Annotated in this window: 13 protein-coding genes; 10 read left to right on the top strand and 3 right to left on the bottom strand. The window is 61.9% G+C overall.

Features of this window, described 5'->3' with window-relative positions; genetic code table 11:
* Window positions 1-3 precede the first annotated feature (3 nt).
* The 8 genes from bcsQ (at window position 4) to FHU12_RS21635 (ending at window position 15847) form a co-directional block, all read left to right on the top strand.
* Complete coding sequence (gene bcsQ / locus FHU12_RS21670; protein WP_141971724.1) at window positions 4-744, top strand: cellulose biosynthesis protein BcsQ; 741 nt, start codon at window positions 4-6, stop codon at window positions 742-744.
* Window positions 741-3344, top strand: a complete 2604-nt coding sequence (bcsA, locus tag FHU12_RS21665) for a UDP-forming cellulose synthase catalytic subunit (RefSeq protein WP_141971722.1) — start codon at window positions 741-743, stop codon at window positions 3342-3344. Before bcsQ ends, bcsA begins: the two co-directional genes overlap by 4 nt.
* A 62-nt stretch (window positions 3345-3406) precedes the next feature.
* Window positions 3407-5713 carry a cellulose biosynthesis cyclic di-GMP-binding regulatory protein BcsB gene (gene bcsB, locus FHU12_RS21660; RefSeq protein WP_141971720.1) on the top strand — a complete coding sequence of 769 codons (2307 nt, stop codon included), beginning with the start codon at window positions 3407-3409 and terminating at the stop codon, window positions 5711-5713.
* Window positions 5714-5718: 5 nt separating this feature from the next.
* Window positions 5719-6831, top strand: coding sequence for a cellulose synthase complex periplasmic endoglucanase BcsZ (bcsZ, locus tag FHU12_RS21655; RefSeq protein ID WP_141971718.1), 1113 nt, complete (start codon window positions 5719-5721; stop codon window positions 6829-6831).
* Window positions 6813-10286: a cellulose synthase complex outer membrane protein BcsC gene (bcsC, locus tag FHU12_RS21650; RefSeq protein WP_141971716.1), complete on the top strand. Its 3474-nt coding sequence runs from the start codon at window positions 6813-6815 to the stop codon at window positions 10284-10286. Before bcsZ ends, bcsC begins: the two co-directional genes overlap by 19 nt.
* 230 nt (window positions 10287-10516) lie before the next feature.
* A complete protein-coding gene (gene hmsP, locus FHU12_RS21645) occupies window positions 10517-12523 on the top strand; it encodes a biofilm formation regulator HmsP (protein WP_141971714.1) in 2007 nt (668 codons plus the stop codon).
* A gap of 274 nt (window positions 12524-12797) precedes the next feature.
* Window positions 12798-14084, top strand: coding sequence for a dicarboxylate/amino acid:cation symporter (locus FHU12_RS21640; protein ID WP_141971712.1), 1287 nt, complete (start codon window positions 12798-12800; stop codon window positions 14082-14084).
* Between the two features lie 260 nt (window positions 14085-14344).
* Entirely contained in the window at window positions 14345-15847 is a 1503-nt protein-coding gene (locus tag FHU12_RS21635) for a M16 family metallopeptidase (RefSeq protein WP_141971711.1), read from the top strand.
* A 24-nt stretch (window positions 15848-15871) separates the two neighbouring features.
* On the opposite strand, the gene ppiC is transcribed toward FHU12_RS21635, so the two are convergent.
* On the bottom strand, window positions 15872-16153 hold the full coding sequence (gene ppiC / locus FHU12_RS21630) for a peptidylprolyl isomerase PpiC (protein ID WP_004934175.1): 282 nt from the start codon (window positions 16151-16153) through the stop codon (window positions 15872-15874).
* A 109-nt stretch (window positions 16154-16262) separates the two neighbouring features.
* Between ppiC and rep the strand changes: the two genes are divergently transcribed.
* Window positions 16263-18287, top strand: coding sequence for a DNA helicase Rep (gene rep, locus FHU12_RS21625; RefSeq protein ID WP_063918216.1), 2025 nt, complete (start codon window positions 16263-16265; stop codon window positions 18285-18287).
* Between the two features lie 32 nt (window positions 18288-18319).
* Here rep and ppx read toward each other — a convergent pair whose 3' ends face one another.
* Window positions 18320-19816, bottom strand: coding sequence for an exopolyphosphatase (ppx, locus tag FHU12_RS21620; protein ID WP_047729463.1), 1497 nt, complete (start codon window positions 19814-19816; stop codon window positions 18320-18322).
* Window positions 19817-19821: 5 nt separating this feature from the next.
* Complete coding sequence (gene rhlB, locus FHU12_RS21615) at window positions 19822-21108, bottom strand: ATP-dependent RNA helicase RhlB (RefSeq protein ID WP_141971709.1); 1287 nt, start codon at window positions 21106-21108, stop codon at window positions 19822-19824.
* Between the two features lie 131 nt (window positions 21109-21239).
* On the opposite strand from rhlB, the gene trxA reads away from it, so the two are divergent.
* Window positions 21240-21566 (top strand): thioredoxin TrxA, encoded by a 327-nt coding sequence (gene trxA / locus FHU12_RS21610; protein ID WP_004934187.1) that lies wholly within the window; start codon window positions 21240-21242, stop codon window positions 21564-21566.
* Window positions 21567-21810: the final 244 nt, after the last annotated feature.

Below are 21810 nucleotides of genomic sequence, written 5' to 3'. Positions count from 1 at the left end.
TCTATGCCGGTGATTGCGCTGCAAGGGCTGCGGGGTGGGATGGGGACGACGTCGGTCACGGCGGCGCTCGCCTGGGCGTTGCAGCAGCTGGGTGAATCGGTGTTGGCGATCGATTTCACGCCGGATAATCTGCTGCGTCTGCATTTCAACACGCCGTTCGAGCTGGCGCGCGGCTGGGCCCGCGCGGAACAGGATGGCGGCGGCTGGCAGGAGGGCGCGCTGCGTTATTGTGAAAACCTCGATTTTCTGCCGTTTGGTCGCCTGAATGTGGCGGAACGGCTGGAAGTGCAGCACCAGTGTCGGCAGCAGCCCGAACGCTGGCGCGACAATGTGCGCCAACTGATCGCCGGCGATCCGCAGCGCTGGATCCTGCTGGATGTGCCGGTCGGCGACGGCGTTCTGGCGCAGCAGGCGCTGCAGCTTGCCGACAGCGTGTTCGTGCTGTTGAACCCCGACGCCAACTGTCAGGTACGGCTCCATCAGCAGACGCTGCCGAACGACTGCCGTTTCCTGGTCAATCACTACTCCTCCGCCAGCCAGCTGCAGCAGGATCTGCATCAGCTGTGGCTGCAAACGCTGAGCGGCCTGTTGCCGGTGGTGATCCACCGCGACGAAGCGTTGGCGGAAGCGCTGGCGGTCAAACAGCCATTGGGCGAGTACCGTCCCGAGAGTCTGGCAGCGGATGAAGTGCTGACGCTGGCCAACTGGTGTCTGATCAACCTCAAGCGGGGCGTTGCGCCATGAGCCGGGTGCTGAGCCTGCTGCTGGTGCCGCCGGTGCGTCAGGCGGTGCAGACGCGCTACCGCGGCTATCGGCGCAACGGCGCGTCGGCGCTGACGGCCTTTTTCGCCACGCTGCTGGTGGCGCTGGGGTGGATGCTGTTGCGCTTCGAGTCACCGGCCTGGCAGCGCGTGCGCGCCGGCCGCGCTTATTGGTTCCCGCATCTGTCCGCCGAACGCCCGCGCCCGGCGGATGCGCTGCGCTATCTGCTGCAGGGCCTGTGGCTGCTGCTGTTTCGCAGCGGCCGCGCGCCGGTACAGCGCGACTATTTCGCCGGTTGGCGCCGCCTGCAACAGCGCTATGCCGATTGGCTGCAGGGCCTGCCGCAGCGGCTGAAAAACGCCGGTGTGGAACAGCGCTCGGTAGAGCGCCTCGGCCGCATGAACCGTGGATTGCGGCGCGCGCTGTTTATTCTGGTCGGCGTATTGGCGGCGATCCTCGCCATGCTGTGTATCTCGCAACCGTTCGATCTGTCGGCGCAGTTCGTATTCGTCGTGTTGCTGTGGGGGATCGCGATGGTGGTGCGCCGGGTGCCGGGGCGTTTGCCTGCGTTGATGCTGATCGTGCTGTCGCTGACCGTCTCCTGTCGCTATCTGTGGTGGCGTTATACTGCCACGCTGAACTGGGACGATCCGCTCAGTCTGGTGTGCGGCCTGTTGCTGCTGGTGGCGGAAACCTACGCCTGGGTGGTGCTGGTGCTGGGCTATTTCCAGACTATCTGGCCGCTTAACCGCCAGCCGGTACCGTTGCCCGAAGACAGCACCACCTGGCCGACCATCGATCTGATGGTGCCGACCTATAACGAAGACCTCGGGGTGGTGAAGCCCACCCTCTATGCGGCGCTGGGCATCGATTGGCCGAAGGAAAAGGTGAATATCTATCTCCTCGACGACGGCAATCGCCCCGAATTCCGGGCGTTCGCCGCCGAAGTGGGGGTGAAATACATCGCCAGGCCGACCCACGAACACGCCAAGGCCGGCAACATCAACAATGCGCTGAAACAGGCCACCGGCGATTTCGTGGCGATTTTCGACTGCGACCACGTCCCGACGCGTTCCTTCCTGCAACTGACCATGGGCTGGTTCTTCAAAGACAAAAAGCTGGCGATGCTGCAAACCCCGCACCACTTCTTCTCGCCGGACCCGTTCGAGCGCAACCTGGGGCGTTTCCGCCAGACGCCCAACGAGGGCACCTTGTTCTACGGGCTGGTGCAGGACGGCAACGACATGTGGGACGCCACCTTCTTCTGCGGTTCTTGCGCCATCCTGCGCCGCAGCGCGCTGGACGAGATCGGCGGCATCGCGGTGGAAACCGTCACGGAAGACGCCCATACCTCGCTGCGTTTGCACCGGCGTGGACATACCTCGGCCTATATCCGCATTCCGCAGGCCGCCGGGCTGGCGACCGAAAGCCTGTCGGCACACATCGGCCAGCGCATTCGCTGGGCGCGCGGCATGGTGCAGATCTTCCGGCTCGACAACCCGCTGCTGGGCAAGGGGCTGAAACTGGCGCAGCGCCTGTGCTACGCCAACGCCATGCTGCACTTCCTGTCGGGCATTCCGCGGCTGATCTTCCTCACCGCCCCGCTGGCATTTTTGCTGCTGCATGCCTACATCATCTTCGCGCCGGCGCTGGCGATCGCGCTTTACGTGCTGCCGCACATGATCCACGCCAGCCTGACCAACTCGCGTATCCAGGGGAAATACCGCCATTCGTTCTGGAGCGAAATCTATGAAACGGTGCTGGCTTGGTATATCGCGCGGCCGACAACGGTGGCGCTGTTCAATCCGCACAAAGGCAAATTCAACGTCACCGCCAAGGGTGGGCTGGTGGAGGAAGAGCACGTCGACTGGGTGATCACCCGCCCTTACATGTTCCTGGTGGTCCTGAACCTGGCCGGGCTGGCGTTTGGCGTCTGGCGATTGGCCTATGGCCCGACGGACGAGGTGATGACGGTGATCATCAGCCTGGTGTGGGTGTTGTACAACATGACCATTCTCGGCGGCGCGGTGGCGGTGGCGGTGGAGGCCAAGCAAGTGCGTCAGGCGCACCGCGTGGAAATCGCCATGCCGGCGGCGATCGCGCGCGCCGACGGCCATCTGTATCCCTGCACGCTGCGCGATTATTCCGACGGCGGGGTGGGCATCGAAATGCGGGTGGAAAACGCGTTGAAAGACGGCGACAAAGCCTCGCTGCTGCTCAAGCGCGGCCAGCAGGAGTACAGCTTCCCCTGCGTGGTGACGCGCGCCTTCGGCAACAAGGTGGGGGTGCGCCTGGTCGACCTCTCCACCCGTGAACACATCGATTTCATTCAGTGCACCTTCGCCCGCGCCGATACCTGGGCGCTGTGGCAGGACGGGTTCCCTGAAGACCGGCCGATCGAAAGCCTGCGTGACGTGTTGGCGCTGGGCTTCCGGGGCTATGTGCGTATGGCGGACTACGCGCCGCCGCTGGTGCGCGGTCTGCTGGTCGGGGTCACGTCGCTGACCGCCTGGGTAGTGTCGTTTATTCCACGCGGCGTCGGCAGGGATCCGACCTTGGGTCAACAAGAAACAGTGGGTTAGCTGCGAGTTCAACCGCCCGCTCACTCGCCCGGTGAACAGGCTCCAACATTGATGATGATACGATGACGAGAAAAATAACCTGGTTAACTGCTCTGGCCTTAGGCATCAGCACCCTGTCGCAGGCCGAAACCGCCACCGCGCCGACCGTGGCGGCCCAGCCGCCGATCGCCGCGGCGGCCGATACGGCGACCGCGCCACCGCCGGCCGCCGCGCCGCAGGATCCGAATGCGCCGGTGCGCGACGTGTCGCTGCCGTTTGCGCAGATAGCGCCGCCGCCGGGCACCTTTGTTCTGCGCGGCACCCGACCCGACGGGCAGATCGAATTCGGCGTGCGCAGCGATGAGGTGGTCTCGCAGGCGATGCTCGATATGGAGTTCACGCCGTCGCCGGCGCTGATCCCGGTGGAGTCGCACGTCAAGGTCTACCTGAACGACGAGCTGATGGGGGTGACCACGATCGCCAAGGAGCAGTTGGGTAAGCCCAATCGCATCCAGATGGCGATCGATCCGCGCTATATCACCGATTTTAACCGCGTCAGGCTGGTGTTCGTCGGCCATTATCAGAACATCTGCGAAAACCCGGCCAGCACCTCGCTGTGGCTCGATGTCAGCAAATCCAGCGCGCTGAAGCTGCGTTTCCAGACGCTACCGGTGAAAAACGAGCTGTCGCACTTCCCTGAGCCGTTCTTCGACAGCCGCGATAATCGGCCGCTGACGCTGCCGATGGTGTTCGCCGGCCAGCCGGATCTGGCCCAGCAGCGCGCGGCGGGCATTCTGGCCTCCTGGTTCGGCAGCAAGGCGCAGTGGCGCGGGCAATCTTTCCCGACGCTGTACAACGCGCTGCCGGCGCAGCACGCGGTGGTATTCGCCACCAACCAGCAGCGTCCGGATTTCCTGCGCGATTATCCGGCGGTCAACGGCCCGACGGTGGAGATGATCAGCCACCCCGACAATCCGTACGTCAAACTGCTGCTGATACAGGGGCGTGACGACAACGATTTGATCACCGCGGTGAAGGGCATCGCGCAGGGCAACATCCTGTTCCGTGGCCAGAACGTGACGGTGGACAAGGTGGAGCAGCTCGCGCCGCGCCAGCCTTACGACGCGCCGAACTGGGTGCGCACCGATCGGCCGATGACCTTCGCCGAGCTGCAGCAATACGCCGAACAGCTGCAAACCAGCGGCATCGAGCCCGGCCCGATCTCGCTGACCATGAACCTGCCGCCGGATCTGTTCCTGATCCGCAGCACCGGCATCGACATGCACCTGAAATACCGTTATACCGCGCCGCGCATTCAGGACGGTTCGCGGCTGAGCGTCAGTCTGAACAACCAGTTCGTGCAGGCTTACTCGCTGGTGCCGGAACACGAACAGGGCGCACAGCTGCTGCGCTTGCCGTTGACGCAGGGGCTGCTCGATTCCGACAAAAACGTCAGCATTCCGGCGCTGCGGCTCGGGGCCACCAACCAGCTGCGCTTTGACTTCGATTACACCACGCTGCTGGCCAGCGGCGCGGAAGGGCGCTGCGAAACCTACTCCTTCACGCAAAACCACGCGGTGATCGACGGCGCGTCCACCATCGATTTCTCCGGCTACCGCCACTTTATGGCGATGCCGGACCTGCGCGCTTTCGCCAACGCCGGTTTCCCGTTCAGCCGCCTGGCGGATCTGTCGCAAACGCTGGTGTTGGTGAACCAGAAACCGCAGCCGGCGCAGGTCAGCGCGCTGCTGAACGCGCTGGGCGTGATCGGCGCGCAAACCGGTTATCCGGCGCTGGCCTTCACGCTGAGCGACGACTGGTCGCAGGCCAAGGATCGCGACGACGACATCCTGATGGTCGGCACCATTCCGCCGGAGCTGCGCGACGACAAGAAAATCAGTCTGCTGGTGGACGCGACCCAAAGCTGGGTGAAACAGCCGACGCGGCAGCCGCCGCTGCCGAGTGCGGAAGTGCTGGCAGAGGACACCAAGCCGGACAGCAAGACCACCGTCAGCTCCGAGGGCGCAATGTCGGCGATCATCGGCGTACAGTCGCCGTTCAACGACCAACGCAGCATCGTGGCGCTGTTGGCGGACAGCCCGCGCGGCTATGAGCTGCTCAACAATGCCCTGCTGGACAGCGGCAAGCGCGCCGCGGTGTTTGGTTCGGTGGCGGTGATCCGCGAATCGGGGGTCAACAGCCTGCGCGTCGGCGATATTTACTATGTCGGCCACCTGCCGTGGTGGGAGCGGCTGTGGTATGCCCTCTCCACCCATCCGGTACTGCTGGCGGTGATCGCGGTGGTGCTGGTGGTGATCCTGGGGCTGATGCTGTGGCGCGGCCTGAAGGCCTTCAGCCGGCGTCGTCTGGCGCCTGAAGATCGGGATTGACGGCGGTGAGCGCGATGCTGCAACGCCTGTCGCTCGGCATGCTGCTGCTGTGCGCGTTCAGCGCGGCGGCGGCCTGCGAGTGGCCGGGCTGGCAACAGTACAAGCAGTTCTACATCAGCCCGCAGGGGCGGGTGATCGATCCGAGCAGCCCGAACAAAATCACCACCTCCGAGGGACAGAGTTACGGCTTGTTCTTCGCTCTGGTGGCCAACGACCGGCCGACCTTCGATCGGCTGTTGGCCTGGACGGAGAACAACCTGGCGGCGGGCGATCTCAGCGCCCGTTTGCCCGCCTGGCTGTGGGGCGAGAACGACGACAAACAGTGGAAGGTGCTGGACGCCAACTCGGCGTCGGATGCCGATCTGTGGATCGCTTATAACCTGCTCGAAGCCGGCCGCCTGTGGAAAAGCCGGCGTTATCAAACCCTGGGAACGCTGCTGCTGCAACGCATCGGCCGCGAGGAAGTGGCCGACATTCCCGGCCTGGGCCTGATGTTGCTGCCGGGCAAAGTCGGGTTTGTGGCGGAAGATCGCTGGCGGCTGAACCCCAGCTACCTGCCGCCGCAGCTGCTGGCGCGTTTTGCGGCGCTGAACGGCCCGTGGCGCGCGATGCGCCAGGTCAATCAGCGGCTGTGGCTGGATACCGCGCCGCACGGCTTCTCACCGGACTGGGTGGTGTGGCGGGTCGGCACCGGCTGGCAGCCGGATACCGTCAAGCCGAACGTCGGCAGCTACGACGCTATTCGGGTCTATCTGTGGGCCGGCATGCTGGCGGACGACGATGAGCATAAGGCGGCGCTGCTCGCACGCTTCCAGCCGATGGCGCAGCTCACCGCCAAACAGGGCGTGCCGCCGGAGAAAACCGATACGGCCAGCGGCAAAACCACCGGTGACGGCCCTGTCGGCTTTTCCGCCTCGATGCTGCCGATGTTGGCGACGCAGGCCGAGGCGCTGGCGACACAGCGGCAACGCATCAGCGAACATCCGCCGGGTGACGACGCTTATTTCAGCGCCTCGCTGACGCTGTTCGGTCAGGGGTGGGATCAACAACGCTATCGCTTTAATCGACAGGGTGAATTGCAACCCTCGTGGGACGGCCAATGCACAACTTCAAAATAAACTGGCTGAATTTGATTCCGCTGAGCCTGGCGATGCTGCCGCAGGCGCGCGCTGCGGAGGCCGTGGCCCCGGAGCAGTGGCTGCTGGAGCAGGTACGCATTGGCGAGGCCGGCAACAAGGACGATCTGGTGCGCCAGTCGCTGTACCGGCTCGAACTGATGGATCCGAATAACCCGGACGTGATCGCCGCGCGCATGCGTTTGGCGCTGCGGCAGGGCAACATGGCGCTGGCGCAACAGCAGCTGGACAAGCTGAAAACCCTCGCGCCGCAGTCCAGCGCCTATCGCCAGGCGCAAATGAACATGTTGCTGACCCAGCCGGAAACCCGGCAAAAGCTGCAGCAGGCGCGCCTGATGGCGACCGCCGGCCGGCTGCCGGAGGCCAAGGCGCAGTACGATGCGTTGTTCCACGGCGAGCCGCCGACGCTCGATCTGGCGGTAGAGTATTGGCGGCTGGTGGCGCGTTTGCCGGGGCAGGAGGCGAAGGCGTTGAAGCAGCTGCAGGCGCTGGACCAGCAATATTCCGGCAACGTGGCGCTGCGCATGTCGCTGGCGCGCATGTTGTTCAGTCAGAACCAGGACGCGCAGGCCTATGAGCTGCTGCAGAAGATCGCCGCCGATCCGGCCGGGCGCGGTGATGCCGCCGACCTGTGGCTGGACAAGGTCAAAGCGATGCCGGTCAACGCGCAAAGCGTGGCGGCGCTCAACCGTTTCCTCGGCGTGTTCGATACCGGCGATCAGGCGACCAGCGCCCGTGAAGAACTGGCCAGACAGCAGAAACTGTTGGCCGATCCGGCTTATCAGGCGCGGGTGCGCGGCCTGGCGCAGGTGGATAAAGGCGGCAGCCGGGCGGCCATTCCGGCGTTGCAAAAGGCGCTGGCGGCGACGCCGAACGACGCCGAGGTGCTGGGCGCACTCGGCCAGGCCTATTCGCGCGCCGGTAACCGCCCGCAGGCGCTGAAACTGTTCCGCCAGGCGCTGGCCGCCGACAAGAGCGGCTACGGCAGCAGCAAATGGCAAAGCCTGATCAATAGCACCGGCTACTGGCTGGCGATCGACGAGGGCGACAAAGCGCTCAAGGCCGGCAATCTCGCGCTGGCCCGGCAGAAATATCAGCAGGCGCGCCAGCTCGACGACAGCGACGGCGATGCGTTTATCGGCCTGGGCGATGTGGCGGTGGCGAGCAAGGATGACGCCGCGGCGGAAGGGTTTTATCAGCAGGCGTTGCGGCGCGACCCCGGCAACGGCAGCGCGCTGCGCGGCCTGGTGAATCTCTATCAACGTCAGTCGCCGGAAAAAGCGCTGGCCTACCTCAACGGCCTGCCGCGCAGCCAACAGGCCAAGCTGCGCAGCACCCTCGACGGGCTGCGGCTCGATATGTTGAAACAGCAGGCGGAGGCGCTGGCGGCGCAGCAGCAGTGGCAGCAGGCGGCGGACATCTATCGCCGCGCTCAGGCGATGGATCCCGACGATGTCTGGCTGACCTATCGCTACGCGCAGGCGCTGCGTCAGGCCGGGCAGCCGCAGCAGGCGGACGCTCTGTTCCGGCAGCTGGCGCAGCGTCAGCACGCCAATCCGCAGCTGACCTACGCCTATGCGCTCTATCTTTCCGGCAGCGATCGCGACCGGCAGGCGCTGGCGCAGCTCAATACGCTGCCTGCGGCGCAATGGAACGACAACATGCGCGAACTGGCGCAGCGGCTGAAAATGCAGGCGATAATCGAACAGGCCGAACGGCTGCGGGCGGCCGGTGACGAACCGGCGGCGGAAGCCTATCTGCGCCGGCAGCCGGCGGACACCCGCATCGATTTACTGCTCGCCGACTGGGCGCTGGCGCGCGGGGAGTATGCGGCGGCGCTGGACGACTATCAGCGGGTGAAACGGCGCGAACCGAACAACCCGGATGCGCAGCTGGGCGAGATCGAAGCCTATGTGGCGCAAGGGGATCTGGACGCGGCGCGCCAGCGGCTGAAAACCGAACCGCAGCCGCAAGACGCTTCGCTCAACAGCCAACGGCGGGTCGCCAACGCCTGGAGTGCGGTCGGCGATCCGCAGCAGGCCGATGCGCTGTTCAGCCGGTTGAAAACGGCGGCGGCTTCGGAGCCCGTCGGACAGACCAAGGCGCTGATCTACCGCGACGCCGCCCGTCTGGAACAGGCTCAGCAGCAGCCGGAGCGGGCGCAGCAGGATTATCGGCAGGCGATGGTGGCCGGCGGCATCACGCCGACCCTGCCGCAGGACAATGACAGCTACACCTATTTGACGCGCAATAATCCGAGCGATGACTGGCTGAAACGCGGCATCCGCTCCGACGCTGCGGATCTGTATCGGCAGCAAGACGTGAACGTCACGCTCGATCACGATTACTGGCGCTCGAGCGGCACCGGCGGCATTTCCGATTTCAACGCGCACGACACCATGCTGCAGATGGACATGCCGCTGTATGACGGGCGCGCCTTCTTGCGTACCGACACCGTGCAGCTGGATGCCGGCCGCTTCTCGACCGACGGCAGCGGCAAATACTACGAGACCTTCGGTACCTGCAATACGCAAGGGTGCCGCGGCGATGAACACCAGAAAACCACCGGCACCAGCGTGGCGGCTGGCTGGAAAAACGATCGCTGGGCCGCCGACATCGGCACGACGCCGATGGGCTTTGAGGTGGTCGACTGGACCGGCGGCCTGGCCTACAGCGGCGACTGGAACCACATCGGCTGGACGCTGGCGGCCTCGCGGCGGCCGATCTCCAGCTCGCTGCTGGCGTTCGGCGGCGCCAAAGATCCGAACACCGGCACCACCTGGGGCGGCGTGCGCGCCACCGGCGTCAGCCTGAGTGCCAGCTACGATCGCGGCGAGGCGAACGGCGTGTGGGCCGATCTCAGCGCGCACCAGATTACCGGCAAGAACGTGGCGGATAACCAGCGGCAGCGGTTGATGGCCGGCTATTACTACAAGCTGATCAACGAAGACAATCGCCGCCTGAGCGTTGGGCTCAATACCATGCTGTGGCACTACCAGAAGGATTTGAGCGGCTATTCGCTGGGACAGGGCGGCTATTACAGCCCGCAGCAATATCTGTCGCTGGCGCTGCCGGTCAACTATCGTCAGCGCACCGAGAACTGGTCATGGGAGTTGGGCGGCTCGGTTTCGCTGTCCCATTCGAAAACCGACAGCCAACGCCGTTATCCGCTGCAGGGGCTGATCCCGGATTCACTGCCCGATAAGTTCGCCGTCGAGGACGGCAGCTCTTCGAGCGGCGTCGGTTATACCCTGCGAGCGATCGTCGAACGCCGCCTCAGTTCGCACTGGACGCTCGGTGCCGGCATCGACATTCAGCAGGCGAAGGACTATACGCCGAGCCACGCGTTGATTTATCTGCGCTATTCCCTGGCCGGCTGGCAGGGAGACCTCGATTTGCCGCCGCAGCCGCTGACGCCTTACGCCGACTTCAAGTAACCGGGAGGGGGAACGATTCGGAGTGTCGGACACCGGGGAGTTTTGTTACCCTGTGTCCGGGTCGCGTTTGTTCGCATTAGGAAAAGACTGAAACCCGCGATTTTCTTGGTTTTGCCTGCGGCATAGCCAGATAAAAACAGCCGATGATCGAGTATACTCAGCCCGGTTCGAGGGGGCGGGTGAGAGTCAGCCCCCTTTTTTGTTTCAGCCCGATTTGACGGAGAGCAGGTTTGCGGGTCAGGCGTTCGTTAACGATTAAGCAGATGGCGACAGTGTCCGGCGTGGCGCTGGTCACGATCTGTATCTTTATCGTGATCCAGTTATTCCACTTTGTGCAGCAGCGCAGGGATGACTACGCCCAGCAACTGGAAAATATCGCTCACTCCGTGCGCCAGCCGCTGGCGGAAGCGGTGTTGCGCATGGACGTGCCGGAAGCCAAAAAGGTGCTGAATACGCTGTTGCCGGTCGGCATTCTGAGTCGGGCGGATATCGTCTTGCCGAACGAGTTTCAGGCGCTGCACGCCAATTTCCCGCCTGAGAGGCCGGTGCCGACGCTGATCGCCCGGCTGTTTGAATTGCCGATCCAAATTTCCGTGCCGCTCTATTCGCTGGAGCGGGTGCCGGCCAACCAGCAGCCGCTGGCCTATCTGGTGCTGCAGGCTGACTCGTTCCGCATGTACCAGTTTATTCTCAGTATTTTGTCGACCATGTTGTCGACCTACCTGCTGCTGGCGCTGATCCTGTCGGTGGCCATCACCTGGTGCATGAACCGGCTGATGGTACATCCGCTGCGCGCGATGGCCAAAGAGCTGGAAAATATCTCGCAGGACGAAGCGCCCTATCACCAGTTGATGCTGCCGGCGCTGCATCAGGACGACGAGCTCGGCCTGCTGGTGCGCAATTACAACCGCAATCAACAGACGCTGGCCAAGGCGCATGCCGACATGAGCCGCCTCAGCACCCGCCACCCGGTGACCGAATTGCCAAATCCGGCGTTGCTGAACGCGCTGCTGGAACAGCATATCGCCTCCAGCCTGCGCCCCGAGCGTTTTAACCTGCTGGTGATCGGCATCGAGACGCTGCATGAGGCCTCGGGCGTGATGAGCCCGGCGATGCGTGAAGCGCTGCTGCTGGCGCTGGCGAAGAAGCTGCGCGGCTGCATCGACGAAAACGGCGTGCTGGCACAGCTGAGCAATACCGAATTCGCCATCCTGGCCAAGGGCATCGAGCGGCCGTTCCACGCCATGCAGCTGGCACGGCGCATCATGGCGGAGATCAACGCGCCGTTGACGCTGGAGGGTCTGGCACTGCGGCCTAACGCCAGCATCGGCATCGCGCACTACCTCAATCAGGGGGAGAGCGCGGAGCAGCTGCTGCGCAGCGCCACCTCGGCGATGATGTCCGCACACCGCGAAGGAAAAAATCAGATCCTGTTCTTCGAACCCAGCCTGACGGAACGCACGCAGAAGCGGCTGACGCAGGAGAGCGAGATCTTGCACGGCATCGAACAGCGGCATTTCACGCTGTTCCTGCAGCCGCAGATCGACATGCAGTCCAACGAGGTGATCGGCGCCGAAGCGCTGCTGCGTTGGCAGCAGTATGACGGCAGCTATACCCTGCCGGCCGACGTTATTCCGCTGGCGGAAGAGCTGGGCGTGATCGTGCCCCTCGGCAACTGGGTGCTGGAAGAGTCTTGCCGTATCCTGGCGGACTGGCAGCAGCGCGGCATTGAGCTGCCGCTGGCGGTCAACGTTTCCGGTATTCAGATGCAGGATGAGGCGTTTGTCCCGCATCTGAAAAACCTGCTGGCGCAGTATCGGATCGATCCGCGCAAGCTGCTGCTGGAGATCACCGAGACGGTACGCATCGACGATCTCGACCGTGCGCTGGCGCTGCTGCGTGAGCTGCACGATCTGGGATTGTCGATCGCGCTGGACGACTTCGGCATGGGCTACTCCAGTCTGGAGTACCTGAACCGGTTGAAATCCCTGCCGATTGACTTGATTAAAATCGACCGCAGTTTCATTCAGGGGCTGCCGGCCGACGATGCGATGGTGCGCATTGTCAGCTCGATCTCTGAAGTGCTGGCGTTGCCGGTGATGGCCGAAGGCGTGGAAAACGCCGAGCAGCGCCACTGGCTGCTGCAGCATGGCATTCGCAGCGGGCAAGGATTCCTGTTCGCCCGACCGTTGCCGCGCGAGGCGTTCGAAGCCGAGTTTTGCCGCACGGCGCCGTAAGCGCCGCGTTGACCTTTCCGGTACTTTTCCCCGTCCGAAAATCGCCATTCCTCCCCTACCTCTTTTGCGTTAGTGCAAACAAAGGCTTACGCAATTTTCAGCTTTGCACCCTGACTGACGCGTTTCAGCTCTTAAATTCACATCAACCCCCAGGGGCGGGTGCAACAAATTATTTCCATGTTGTTAAGTGGGTGTTATTTTCCGCGCAAGCAATGAACAGGCTGGATTTTTAGACTGCTGCCTGGTGCGTGTCTTCCCCCCATAGGATGTTCATATGAAAACAACGATCTTTAAGAGCCTCTATTTTCAGGTGCTGACGGCGATCACGCTAGGTATCCTGCTTGGCCATTTCTACCCTGACCTCGGCGCCGAGATGAAACCTCTGGGCGATGGCTTCGTCAAACTGATCAAGATGATTATCGCCCCGGTAATCTTCTGTACCGTGGTGACCGGCATCGCCGGCATGGAAAGCATGAAGGCGGTGGGCCGCACCGGCGCCATCGCGCTGCTGTATTTTGAAATCGTCAGTACCATTGCGCTGATTATCGGCCTGGTGATCGTCAACCTGGTGCAACCGGGCGCCGGCATGAACGTCGATCCCGGCACGCTGGACGCCAAGGCGGTGGCGGTCTACGCAGAGCAGGCGCAGCAGCAGGGCATCATTCCTTTCCTGCTGGATATCATTCCCGGCAGCGTGATCGGCGCGTTCGCCAGCGGCAACATTTTGCAGGTGCTGCTGTTCGCGGTGCTGTTCGGCTTCGCCCTGCATCGTCTGGGCGACAAAGGGCAGCTGATCTACAACGTGATCGACAGCTTCTCACGGGTGATTTTCGGCATCATCAACATGATCATGCGCCTGGCGCCGCTGGGGGCCTTCGGTGCCATGGCGTTTACCATCGGTAAATACGGCGTCGGAACGCTGGTGCAACTCGGCCAGCTGATCGTGTGCTTCTATATCACCTGTATCCTGTTCGTGGTGGTAGTGTTGGGCAGCATTGCCCGCGCCAACGGCTTCAGCATTTTCAAATTCGTCAACTACATCAAAGAAGAACTGTTGATCGTGCTGGGGACCTCGTCGTCCGAGTCCGCGCTGCCGCGCATGCTGGATAAAATGGAGAAGCTGGGTTGCAAGAAATCGGTGGTGGGTCTGGTTATTCCGACCGGGTACTCCTTCAACCTGGACGGCACCTCTATCTACCTGACCATGGCCGCGGTGTTTATCGCGCAGGCGACCAACACCCACATGGACATCATGCATCAGATTACCCTGCTGGTGGTGTTGCTGCTCTCCTCCAAAGGGGCGGCGGGCGTGACCGGCAGCGGCTTTATCGTGCTGGCCGCCACCATCTCTGCCGTCGGCCATCTGCCGTTGGCCGGCCTGGCGCTGATCCTCGGTATCGACCGCTTCATGTCGGAAGCCCGCGCGCTGACCAACCTGGTGGGCAACGGCGTGGCGACCGTGGTCGTGGCGAAATGGTGTAACCAGCTGGATGAAAAACAGCTGAAAGACACGCTGAACAACAAAAACGCCGGCGCGGACAAAACGCTGCCTTCCGCCTGATATCGGCGGTAAATCACCGGCCGCATTCGCGGCCGGTGAGGTTCTTCCCCTGCCTCGTAACGATTTTTTGCATTAAAAACCCCGCAATCTATTATTTTTCACTCTAATGAGTGACATCCGCAAAGGCGCGCGGTCTAACACGATGGTACACTTTCTGCTTTCCGCCCCACTGTGAAACTCAGGGCGTATTTTTATGATTCCATTGAATGGAATACACGCATTTGCATAAGAAATTGGATAGTCATTAAGTAGGGGTTCACATGCAGGGCACCAGAATTCATCTTATAGTTGGTGGGCTGCTATTGGCTGCCGCCAGTAGCAGCGTGCAGGCTGAAGCACTACAACCCGATCCTGCCTGGCAGCAGGGGTCGCTGGCCAACGGGTTTTCATGGCAGATTCTCGATACGCCGCAGCGGCCGAGTGACCGCGTAGAACTGCGGCTGATCGTCAATACCGGCTCTTTGGTGGAGTCTTCGCAGCAGACCGGCTTCGCCCACCTGCTGCCGCGGCTGGCGTTGGCGCGCAGCGAAAGCTTCACTGCGCCGCAGCTGCGCGCTCTGTGGCAGCAGAGCGTGGATAACGAGCGGCCGCTGCCGCCGGCTATCATCTCGTATGATTTCACCATGTATAATCTCAGCCTGCCGAACAACCGGCCCGACCTGCTGAAAGAGGCGCTGGCCTGGCTGGCGGACACCACCGGTAAACTGGCGATCGACGAGCATACGGTGCACGCGGTGATGAACTCCAGCATCAATCCGGTCGGCACTTTCCCGCCCAATACCCAAGACGCCTGGTGGCGTTACCGCCTGAAAGGCTCGACGTTGCTGGCGCACGATCCGGCGCAGCCGGCGAAACGGCCGGTCAACCTCGAGCAGCTGAAGAAATTCTATCAGCAGTGGTATACCCCGGACGCCATGACGCTGTTCGTGGTCGGCAAGATTGACAGCCGCAGCCTGGGTGAGCAGATCAACAAGGCGTTCTCGCCGCTGCAGGGCAAACGTGAAACCCCGGCCCCGATGCCGACGCTGACACCGCTGCCGCCGCAGCCGGTGAGCCTGATCAGCGAGCAGGTGAAGCAGGATACGCTGTCGATCATGTGGGATTCACCGTGGCACCCGATTCGCGATTCGCAGAACCTGCTCCGCTACTGGCGTGGCGATCTTGCCCGCGAGGCGCTGTTCTGGCATCTCCAGCAGACGTTGGAAAAAAGCGACCAGAAGAACCTGCATCTGGGCTTTGACTGCCGCGTGCAGTACCAGCGCGGACAGTGCGCTATCCACCTGGATACGCCGAACAACAACCTGAACAGCAGCCTGGGCTTTATTGCCCGTGAATTGGCCAACGTGCGGGACAACGGCCTGTCGAAAGAGGAGTTCGATGCGCTGCTGGCGCAGAAAAACGATCAGCTGAGCAAGCTGTTCGCCACCTACGCCCGCACCGATACCGACGTGCTGATGAGCCAGCGCCTGCGTTCGCAGCAGAGCGGGGTGGTGGATATCGCGCCGGAACTGTATCAGAAGCTGCGCCAGGAGTTCCTGTCCAGCCTGACGCTGGAGACGCTGAATCAGGCGCTGAAGCTGCAGCTGTCTCAGGACGCGACGCTGGTGCTGATGCAGCCGAAGGGCGAGCCGGAAATGAGCATGAAGCAGCTGCAGGATACCTATAACGGCATTATGATGCCGGCGCCGGCGGTGGTGACGGAAGAAGCCAAACCGGCCGACACCGCGGTGGCTGCGCCGGCGACGGACGCCAGCGTGCAGTAATCGCAGCAGGGGGCTCAGGCCCCCTCAGTTGCGGTACAGCACCTTGATGATGTGGTAACCGAACTGGGTTTTGACCGGGCCGTAGGGTTTGAGCAGCGGAATGCTGAACACTGCTTTATCGAACGCCGGCACCATCGCGCCCTTGTTGAATTCGCCCAGCGAGCCGCCGTTGCGTTTTGACGGGCAGCTCGAGTATTTGCGCGCCAGCGTGTCGAAGCTGACGCCGCGCTTCAGCTTGGCCAGCAGTTCGTTGGCCAGCTTTTCATTGTCTACCAGAATGTGCAGGGCGCACGCCGTTTTTGCCATGGTATTGCCTTTGTCGATGCGAAAATTGCGCTGATTATACCCGCTAAATCTCATCGGCGCTTTCTGCTACAATTCCCTTCCACGTTTTACAGTCGAGCAAGCCAGCGCCATGCGATTAAACCCCAGCCAACAACAAGCCGTCGAATTCGTTACCGGGCCCTGCCTGGTGTTGGCCGGTGCCGGTTCCGGCAAGACGCGCGTTATCACCAACAAGATAGCCCACCTGATCCACCACTGCGGCTACCAGGCGCGACACATCGCCGCCGTGACCTTTACCAACAAGGCTGCGCGCGAGATGAAAGAGCGCGTGTCGCAAACCCTGGGGCGTAAAGAGGCGCGCGGGCTGATGATTTCCACCTTCCATACCCTGGGGCTGGAGATCATCAAACGGGAATACGTGGCGTTGGGGATGAAGTCCAACTTCTCGCTGTTCGACGACCAGGATCAGCTGGCGCTGTTGAAAGAGCTGACCGAAAAGTGGCTGGAAAGCGATAAAACGCTGGTGGCGCAGCTGATTTCGACCATCTCCAACTGGAAAAACGACCTGATCGATCCCCAGCGGGCGGCGGAGCTGGCGCGCTCGGAGCGCGACAAGCTGTTCGCCCACTGCTACGGCCTGTACCACGCCCATATGCGGGCGTGCAACGTGCTGGACTTCGACGACCTGATCCTGTTGCCGACGCTGTTGCTGCAACGCAACGAAGAGGTGCGCGAACGTTGGCAGCAGCGTATCCGCTATCTGCTGGTGGATGAGTACCAGGATACCAACACCAGCCAGTACGAGCTGGTTAAGCTGCTGGTGGGCAACCGTGCGCGTTTTACCGTGGTGGGTGACGATGACCAGTCGATCTACTCCTGGCGCGGCGCGCGGCCGCAGAACCTGGTGCTGCTGAAGGAAGATTTCCCGGCGCTGCAGGTGATCAAGCTGGAGCAAAACTACCGTTCCAGCGAGCGTATTCTGAAGGCGGCCAACATTCTGATCGCCAATAACCCACACGTGTTTGAAAAACGCCTGTTTTCCGAGCTGGGGTATGGCGAAGAGCTGAAAGTGGTGACCGCCAACAACGAGGATCACGAAGCCGAGCGGGTGGTGGGGGAGCTGATCGCCCACCACTTCGTGAAAAAGACCAACTACGGCGACTATGCGATCCTGTACCGAGGTAACCATCAGTCGCGGGTGTTTGAAAAGATGCTGATGCAGAACCGCATCCCGTACAAGATTTCCGGCGGCACGTCGTTCTTCTCGCGCCCCGAGATCAAGGATCTGCTGGCCTATCTGCGCGTGCTGACCAACCCGGAGGACGACAGCGCCTTCCTGCGCATCGTCAATACCCCCAAGCGCGAGATTGGCCCGGCGACGCTGCAGAAGCTCGGCGAATGGGCCAACCAGCGCAACAAGAGTTTATTCCACGCCAGTTTCGATCTGGGGTTGAGCCAGCACTTGACCGGGCGCGGGCTGGAGTCATTGCAGCGCTTTACCCACTGGCTCGGCGGCATCGCCCAGCAGGCGGAACGTGAGCCGGTGGCGGCGGTGCGCGATCTGATCCGCGGCGTGGATTATGAGAGCTGGCTGTTTGAAACCTCGACCAGTCCGAAGGCCGCCGAAATGCGGATGAAGAACGTCAACACGCTGTTCGGCTGGATGACGGAGATGCTGGAAGGCAACGATCTGGACGAGCCGATGACGCTGACCCAGGTGGTGACGCGCTTCACCCTGCGCGACATGATGGAGCGCGGTGAAAGTGAAGAAGAGCTGGATCAGGTACAGCTGATGACGCTGCACGCCTCCAAGGGGCTGGAGTTCCCCTACGTGTTCCTGGTGGGTATGGAAGAGGGCCTGTTGCCGCACCAGAGCAGCATCGATGAAGACAATGTCGACGAAGAGCGGCGCCTGGCCTATGTGGGGATCACCCGCGCGCAAAAAGAGCTGATCTTCACCCTGTGCCGCGAGCGTCGTCAGTACGGTGAGCTGGTGCGGCCGGAGCCGAGCCGCTTCCTGCTGGAGCTGCCGCAGGACGATTTGGCGTGGGAATCCGAGCGCAAAGTGGTGAGCCCGCAAGAACGGATGCAGAAAGGGCAGAGCCATCTGGCCAATATCCGCGCCCAGTTGGCCAAGGCCAAAGGCGGGAATTAAAAAGACAGGGCGCTCATCGCGCCCTGGTCATTTCAACGTTGTTCTTCCAACCGCAGCGTCCAGTGGACATAGCTCTGCCAGTGGCTTTCCTGCTCCAGCGCCTCGGCGCGCAGCGGGTGCTGTTCCAGCCAACCCGGCGGTAAGATCACCGTCAGTTCGTCGTCCTGATTGGCACGTAACCGCACCGCCGGCAGCGTGTCGTCGCGGCGGCGGCTGGCGAAGATGATCGCCAGGCGCAAAATGCGGCACAGACGCTGCGCAGTGCGCGGCGGCAGGGCGTTTTGCTGGTTCAACAGCGACAGGTCGAGGGTGTTGCTCTGGTTTTGCAGCAGGGTGGCCAGCAGTTTTTTCTGCGCCGGGGTAAAGCCGGGTAAGTCCAGGTGGCGGATCAGGTAGGCGGCGTGTTGCGGCGCCTGCTTGAAATCGACGCTGAGGCCGAGTTCGTGGATCAGACTGGCGCTGTGCAACAGCTCGCGACATCGCGCATCCAGCTGCCACTCGTTGGCAACCTGCTGCGAGAAGTTGGCGGCGAGTTGGCTGACGCGTTCGGCCTGCTCGGTGTCGATCAGGTAGCGACGCTGCAGGTTGCGGATGGTGCGGATGCGAATATCCTGCTCCACCGGCAGATGCAGCATGCCATAAACCAGGCCTTCACGCAGCGCCCCGCCGGCCAGCATCATGCTCTCGATGCCCAGCTCCTGGAAGATGGCCAACAGAATGGACAGGCCGCTTGGGAAGACCAGCGCGCGCTCCAGCGTTAATCCTTCAATCTCCAGCTCTTCCAGCTTGCCGCACTGAATGGCGCGCTGTTTCAGCTGGCGCAGCTTGGGCAGGGTGATGCGCTCATCCATGCCTTGCGCCACCATGATCTCCTGCAGCGCCTGCACGGTGCCGGAAGCGCCGACGCAGATCTGCCAACCTTGCTGGCGCAGCTGCGGTGCGATCGGCCGCACCATTTCGCGCGCGGCCTGTTCGGCGCGTTCGAAGTTTTCTTGCCCAAGGTTGCGATCGCTGAAGTAGCGTTCCAGCCAGGTAACGCAGCCCATCGACAGGCTATACAGCTGCGATGCCTGTGCGCCGGTGCCGGTGACCAGTTCGGTGCTGCCGCCGCCGATGTCGACGACCAGCCGCCGATCCGGCCCGCCGGTGGTGTGCGCAACGCCGTGATAAATCAGCCGCGCCTCTTCTTCGCCGCTGATCACCTGCACCGGGCAGCCGAGGATTTGCTCGGCGACCTGCAGGAACTCATCGGCGTTGGACGCCAGGCGCAGCGTAGCGGTGGCGACGACGCGGATCTGCTCGCGCGGAATGTCCTGCAGGCGTTCGGAGAACAGCCGCAGGCACTGCCAGCCGCGTTGCATGGCCTCATGCGACAGGTGATTGTTCTGATCCAGCCCGGCCGCCAGGCGCACCTTGCGCTTGATCCGCGCCAGAGTCTGAATGCTGCCGGCCACCTCGCGCACCACCAGCATGTGGAAGCTGTTGGAGCCGAGATCGATGGCAGCATAAAGCGTGCTGGAACTGAGCATGGCGATCAGCTCGGGCGTTTACGGTTGTTGCGCGGCGCGCCGCCACGACGAGGCGCGGAGTTGCGACGTGGGCCGTTGCCGCCGCGCGGACGCGACAGGCGCTTCGGCGCCGGCAAATCGGTCAGCAGCGCATCGCTGTTGTACTTGCTCACCGGAATGCTGTGGTCGATATAGGTCTCGATCGCCGGCAGGTTGAGCGCGTACTCTTCACACGCCAGGCTGATGGAGTGACCGCTGGCGCCTGCGCGGCCGGTACGGCCGATGCGGTGCACGTAGTCTTCGCAGTCGTCAGGCAGATCGTAGTTGAAGACGTGCGTGACGGAAGGGATGTGCAGACCGCGCGCGGCGACGTCGGTGGCGACCAGGATATCGAGGTTGCCCTTGGTGAAGTCGTCGAGGATGCGCAGGCGTTTTTTCTGCGCCACGTCACCGGTCAGCAGGCCGACCCGGTGACCGTCGGCAGCCAGATGGCCCCAGATGTCTTCGCAGCGGTGCTTGGTGTTGGCGAAGATGATGGCGCGATCCGGCCACTCTTCTTCGATCAGCGTCTGCAGCAGACGCATTTTTTCTTCGTTGGACGGGTAGAACAGCTCTTCTTTAATGCGGTGGCCGGTTTTCTGTTCCGGTTCCACTTCAACATATTCGGCGTTGTTCATCTGCTCGAAGGCCAGTTCGCGTACGCGATAGGACAGGGTAGCGGAGAACAGCATGTTCAGGCGTTGATCGGCCGTAGGCATACGGCGGAACAGCCAACGGATGTCTTTGATAAAGCCGAGATCGTACATGCGATCGGCTTCATCCAGCACGACGACCTGCATCGCGCCGAGATCGACATAGTTCTGCTTGGTGTAATCGATTAAACGGCCGGTGGTGCCAATCAGAATGTCCACGCCGCTTTCCAGCACTTTCAGCTGTTTGTCGTAGCCGTCGCCGCCGTAGGCCAGGCCCAGTTTCAGGCCGGTGCTCTGGGAGAGCGCTTCTGCATCGGAGTGGATTTGCACCGCCAGTTCACGCGTAGGCGCCATGATCAAGGCGCGCGGCTGATTGGTCTGGCGATCCTGTTTCGCCGGGTGAGTCAGCAAATAGTGAAAAGTAGACGCCAAAAACGCCAGCGTCTTTCCGGTACCGGTTTGCGCCTGACCTGCAACGTCACGCCCGGAGAGCGTGAGCGGCAATGCTAACGCCTGGATGGGCGTGCAGTTGTGAAACCCTTTTTTCTCAAGGGCTTCAAGGACTAACGGGTGCAGGGCGAAGTCGGAAAACTTCTGTTCAGTCAAGTGTGTTTTGCTCATAGTGTGGTAGAATATCAGCTAACTATTGCTTTACGAAAGCACATCCGTTGAAATAAACGCGGTGCAATAAAATCACCTTGAGTTGGTTAATGCTACACCAACAAGGTAGACATAATCCTGTGGAGTAGAACATGAGCGATAAAATTATTCACCTGACTGACAGCAGCTTCGAAGCCGATGTGCTGAAAGCGGAAGGGCCGATCCTGGTCGATTTCTGGGCTGAATGGTGTGGGCCGTGCAAGATGATTGCTCCGATTCTGGATGAGATTGCCGAAGAGTTCGAAGGCAAACTGACCATCACCAAGCTGAATATCGATCAGAACCCGGCTACCGCGCCTAAGTACGGTATCCGTGGCATCCCTACGCTGTTGTTGTTCAAGAACGGTGAAGTGGCCGCGACCAAGGTTGGCGCGTTGTCCAAAGGTCAGCTCAAAGATTTCCTGAACGCGAATCTGTAATCGGGCGGGAAGCCCAGTATCAGGCGCCTGGCGGTGATGTTCAATTCACCGCTAGACGCCTGCCAAGAAGCGTGTTAAGTTTAACCACACTGCATATAGAACTTGCCCGAAGTTTTAAATCTAAAGAGTTTGAATCTAAAGCTATACTCTGTGTCGAACCACTGGCGTTGAAAGTAAACTGAACTCAGCCCGTGTTTTGGCAATCAAACGGTTTTGCAAAAATCATTTTTAAGGTACCTTCGAT

The organism is Serratia marcescens, assembly GCF_006715005.1.
In the GTDB taxonomy this organism is placed as follows: Bacteria; Pseudomonadota; Gammaproteobacteria; order Enterobacterales; family Enterobacteriaceae; genus Serratia; species Serratia montpellierensis.
The sequence above is the reverse complement of the archived record's forward strand: the minus strand, read 5'-3'. Positions and strand labels throughout refer to the sequence as shown.

Bases quoted from the DNA above. Each gene is read 5' to 3' on its own strand.
- bcsQ (WP_141971724.1), top strand. From the start codon at position 4: ATGCCGGTGATTGCGCTGCAAGGGCTGCGGGGTGGGATGGGGACGACG.
- bcsA (WP_141971722.1), top strand. From the start codon at position 741: ATGAGCCGGGTGCTGAGCCTGCTGCTGGTGCCGCCGGTGCGTCAGGCG.
- bcsB (WP_141971720.1), top strand. From the start codon at position 3,407: ATGACGAGAAAAATAACCTGGTTAACTGCTCTGGCCTTAGGCATCAGC.
- bcsC (WP_141971716.1), top strand. From the start codon at position 6,813: ATGCACAACTTCAAAATAAACTGGCTGAATTTGATTCCGCTGAGCCTG.
- FHU12_RS21640 (WP_141971712.1), top strand. From the start codon at position 12,798: ATGAAAACAACGATCTTTAAGAGCCTCTATTTTCAGGTGCTGACGGCG.
- FHU12_RS21635 (WP_141971711.1), top strand. From the start codon at position 14,345: ATGCAGGGCACCAGAATTCATCTTATAGTTGGTGGGCTGCTATTGGCT.
- ppiC (WP_004934175.1), bottom strand. From the start codon at position 16,153: ATGGCAAAAACGGCGTGCGCCCTGCACATTCTGGTAGACAATGAAAAG.
- rep (WP_063918216.1), top strand. From the start codon at position 16,263: ATGCGATTAAACCCCAGCCAACAACAAGCCGTCGAATTCGTTACCGGG.
- ppx (WP_047729463.1), bottom strand. From the start codon at position 19,816: ATGCTCAGTTCCAGCACGCTTTATGCTGCCATCGATCTCGGCTCCAAC.
- rhlB (WP_141971709.1), bottom strand. From the start codon at position 21,108: ATGAGCAAAACACACTTGACTGAACAGAAGTTTTCCGACTTCGCCCTG.
- trxA (WP_004934187.1), top strand. From the start codon at position 21,240: ATGAGCGATAAAATTATTCACCTGACTGACAGCAGCTTCGAAGCCGAT.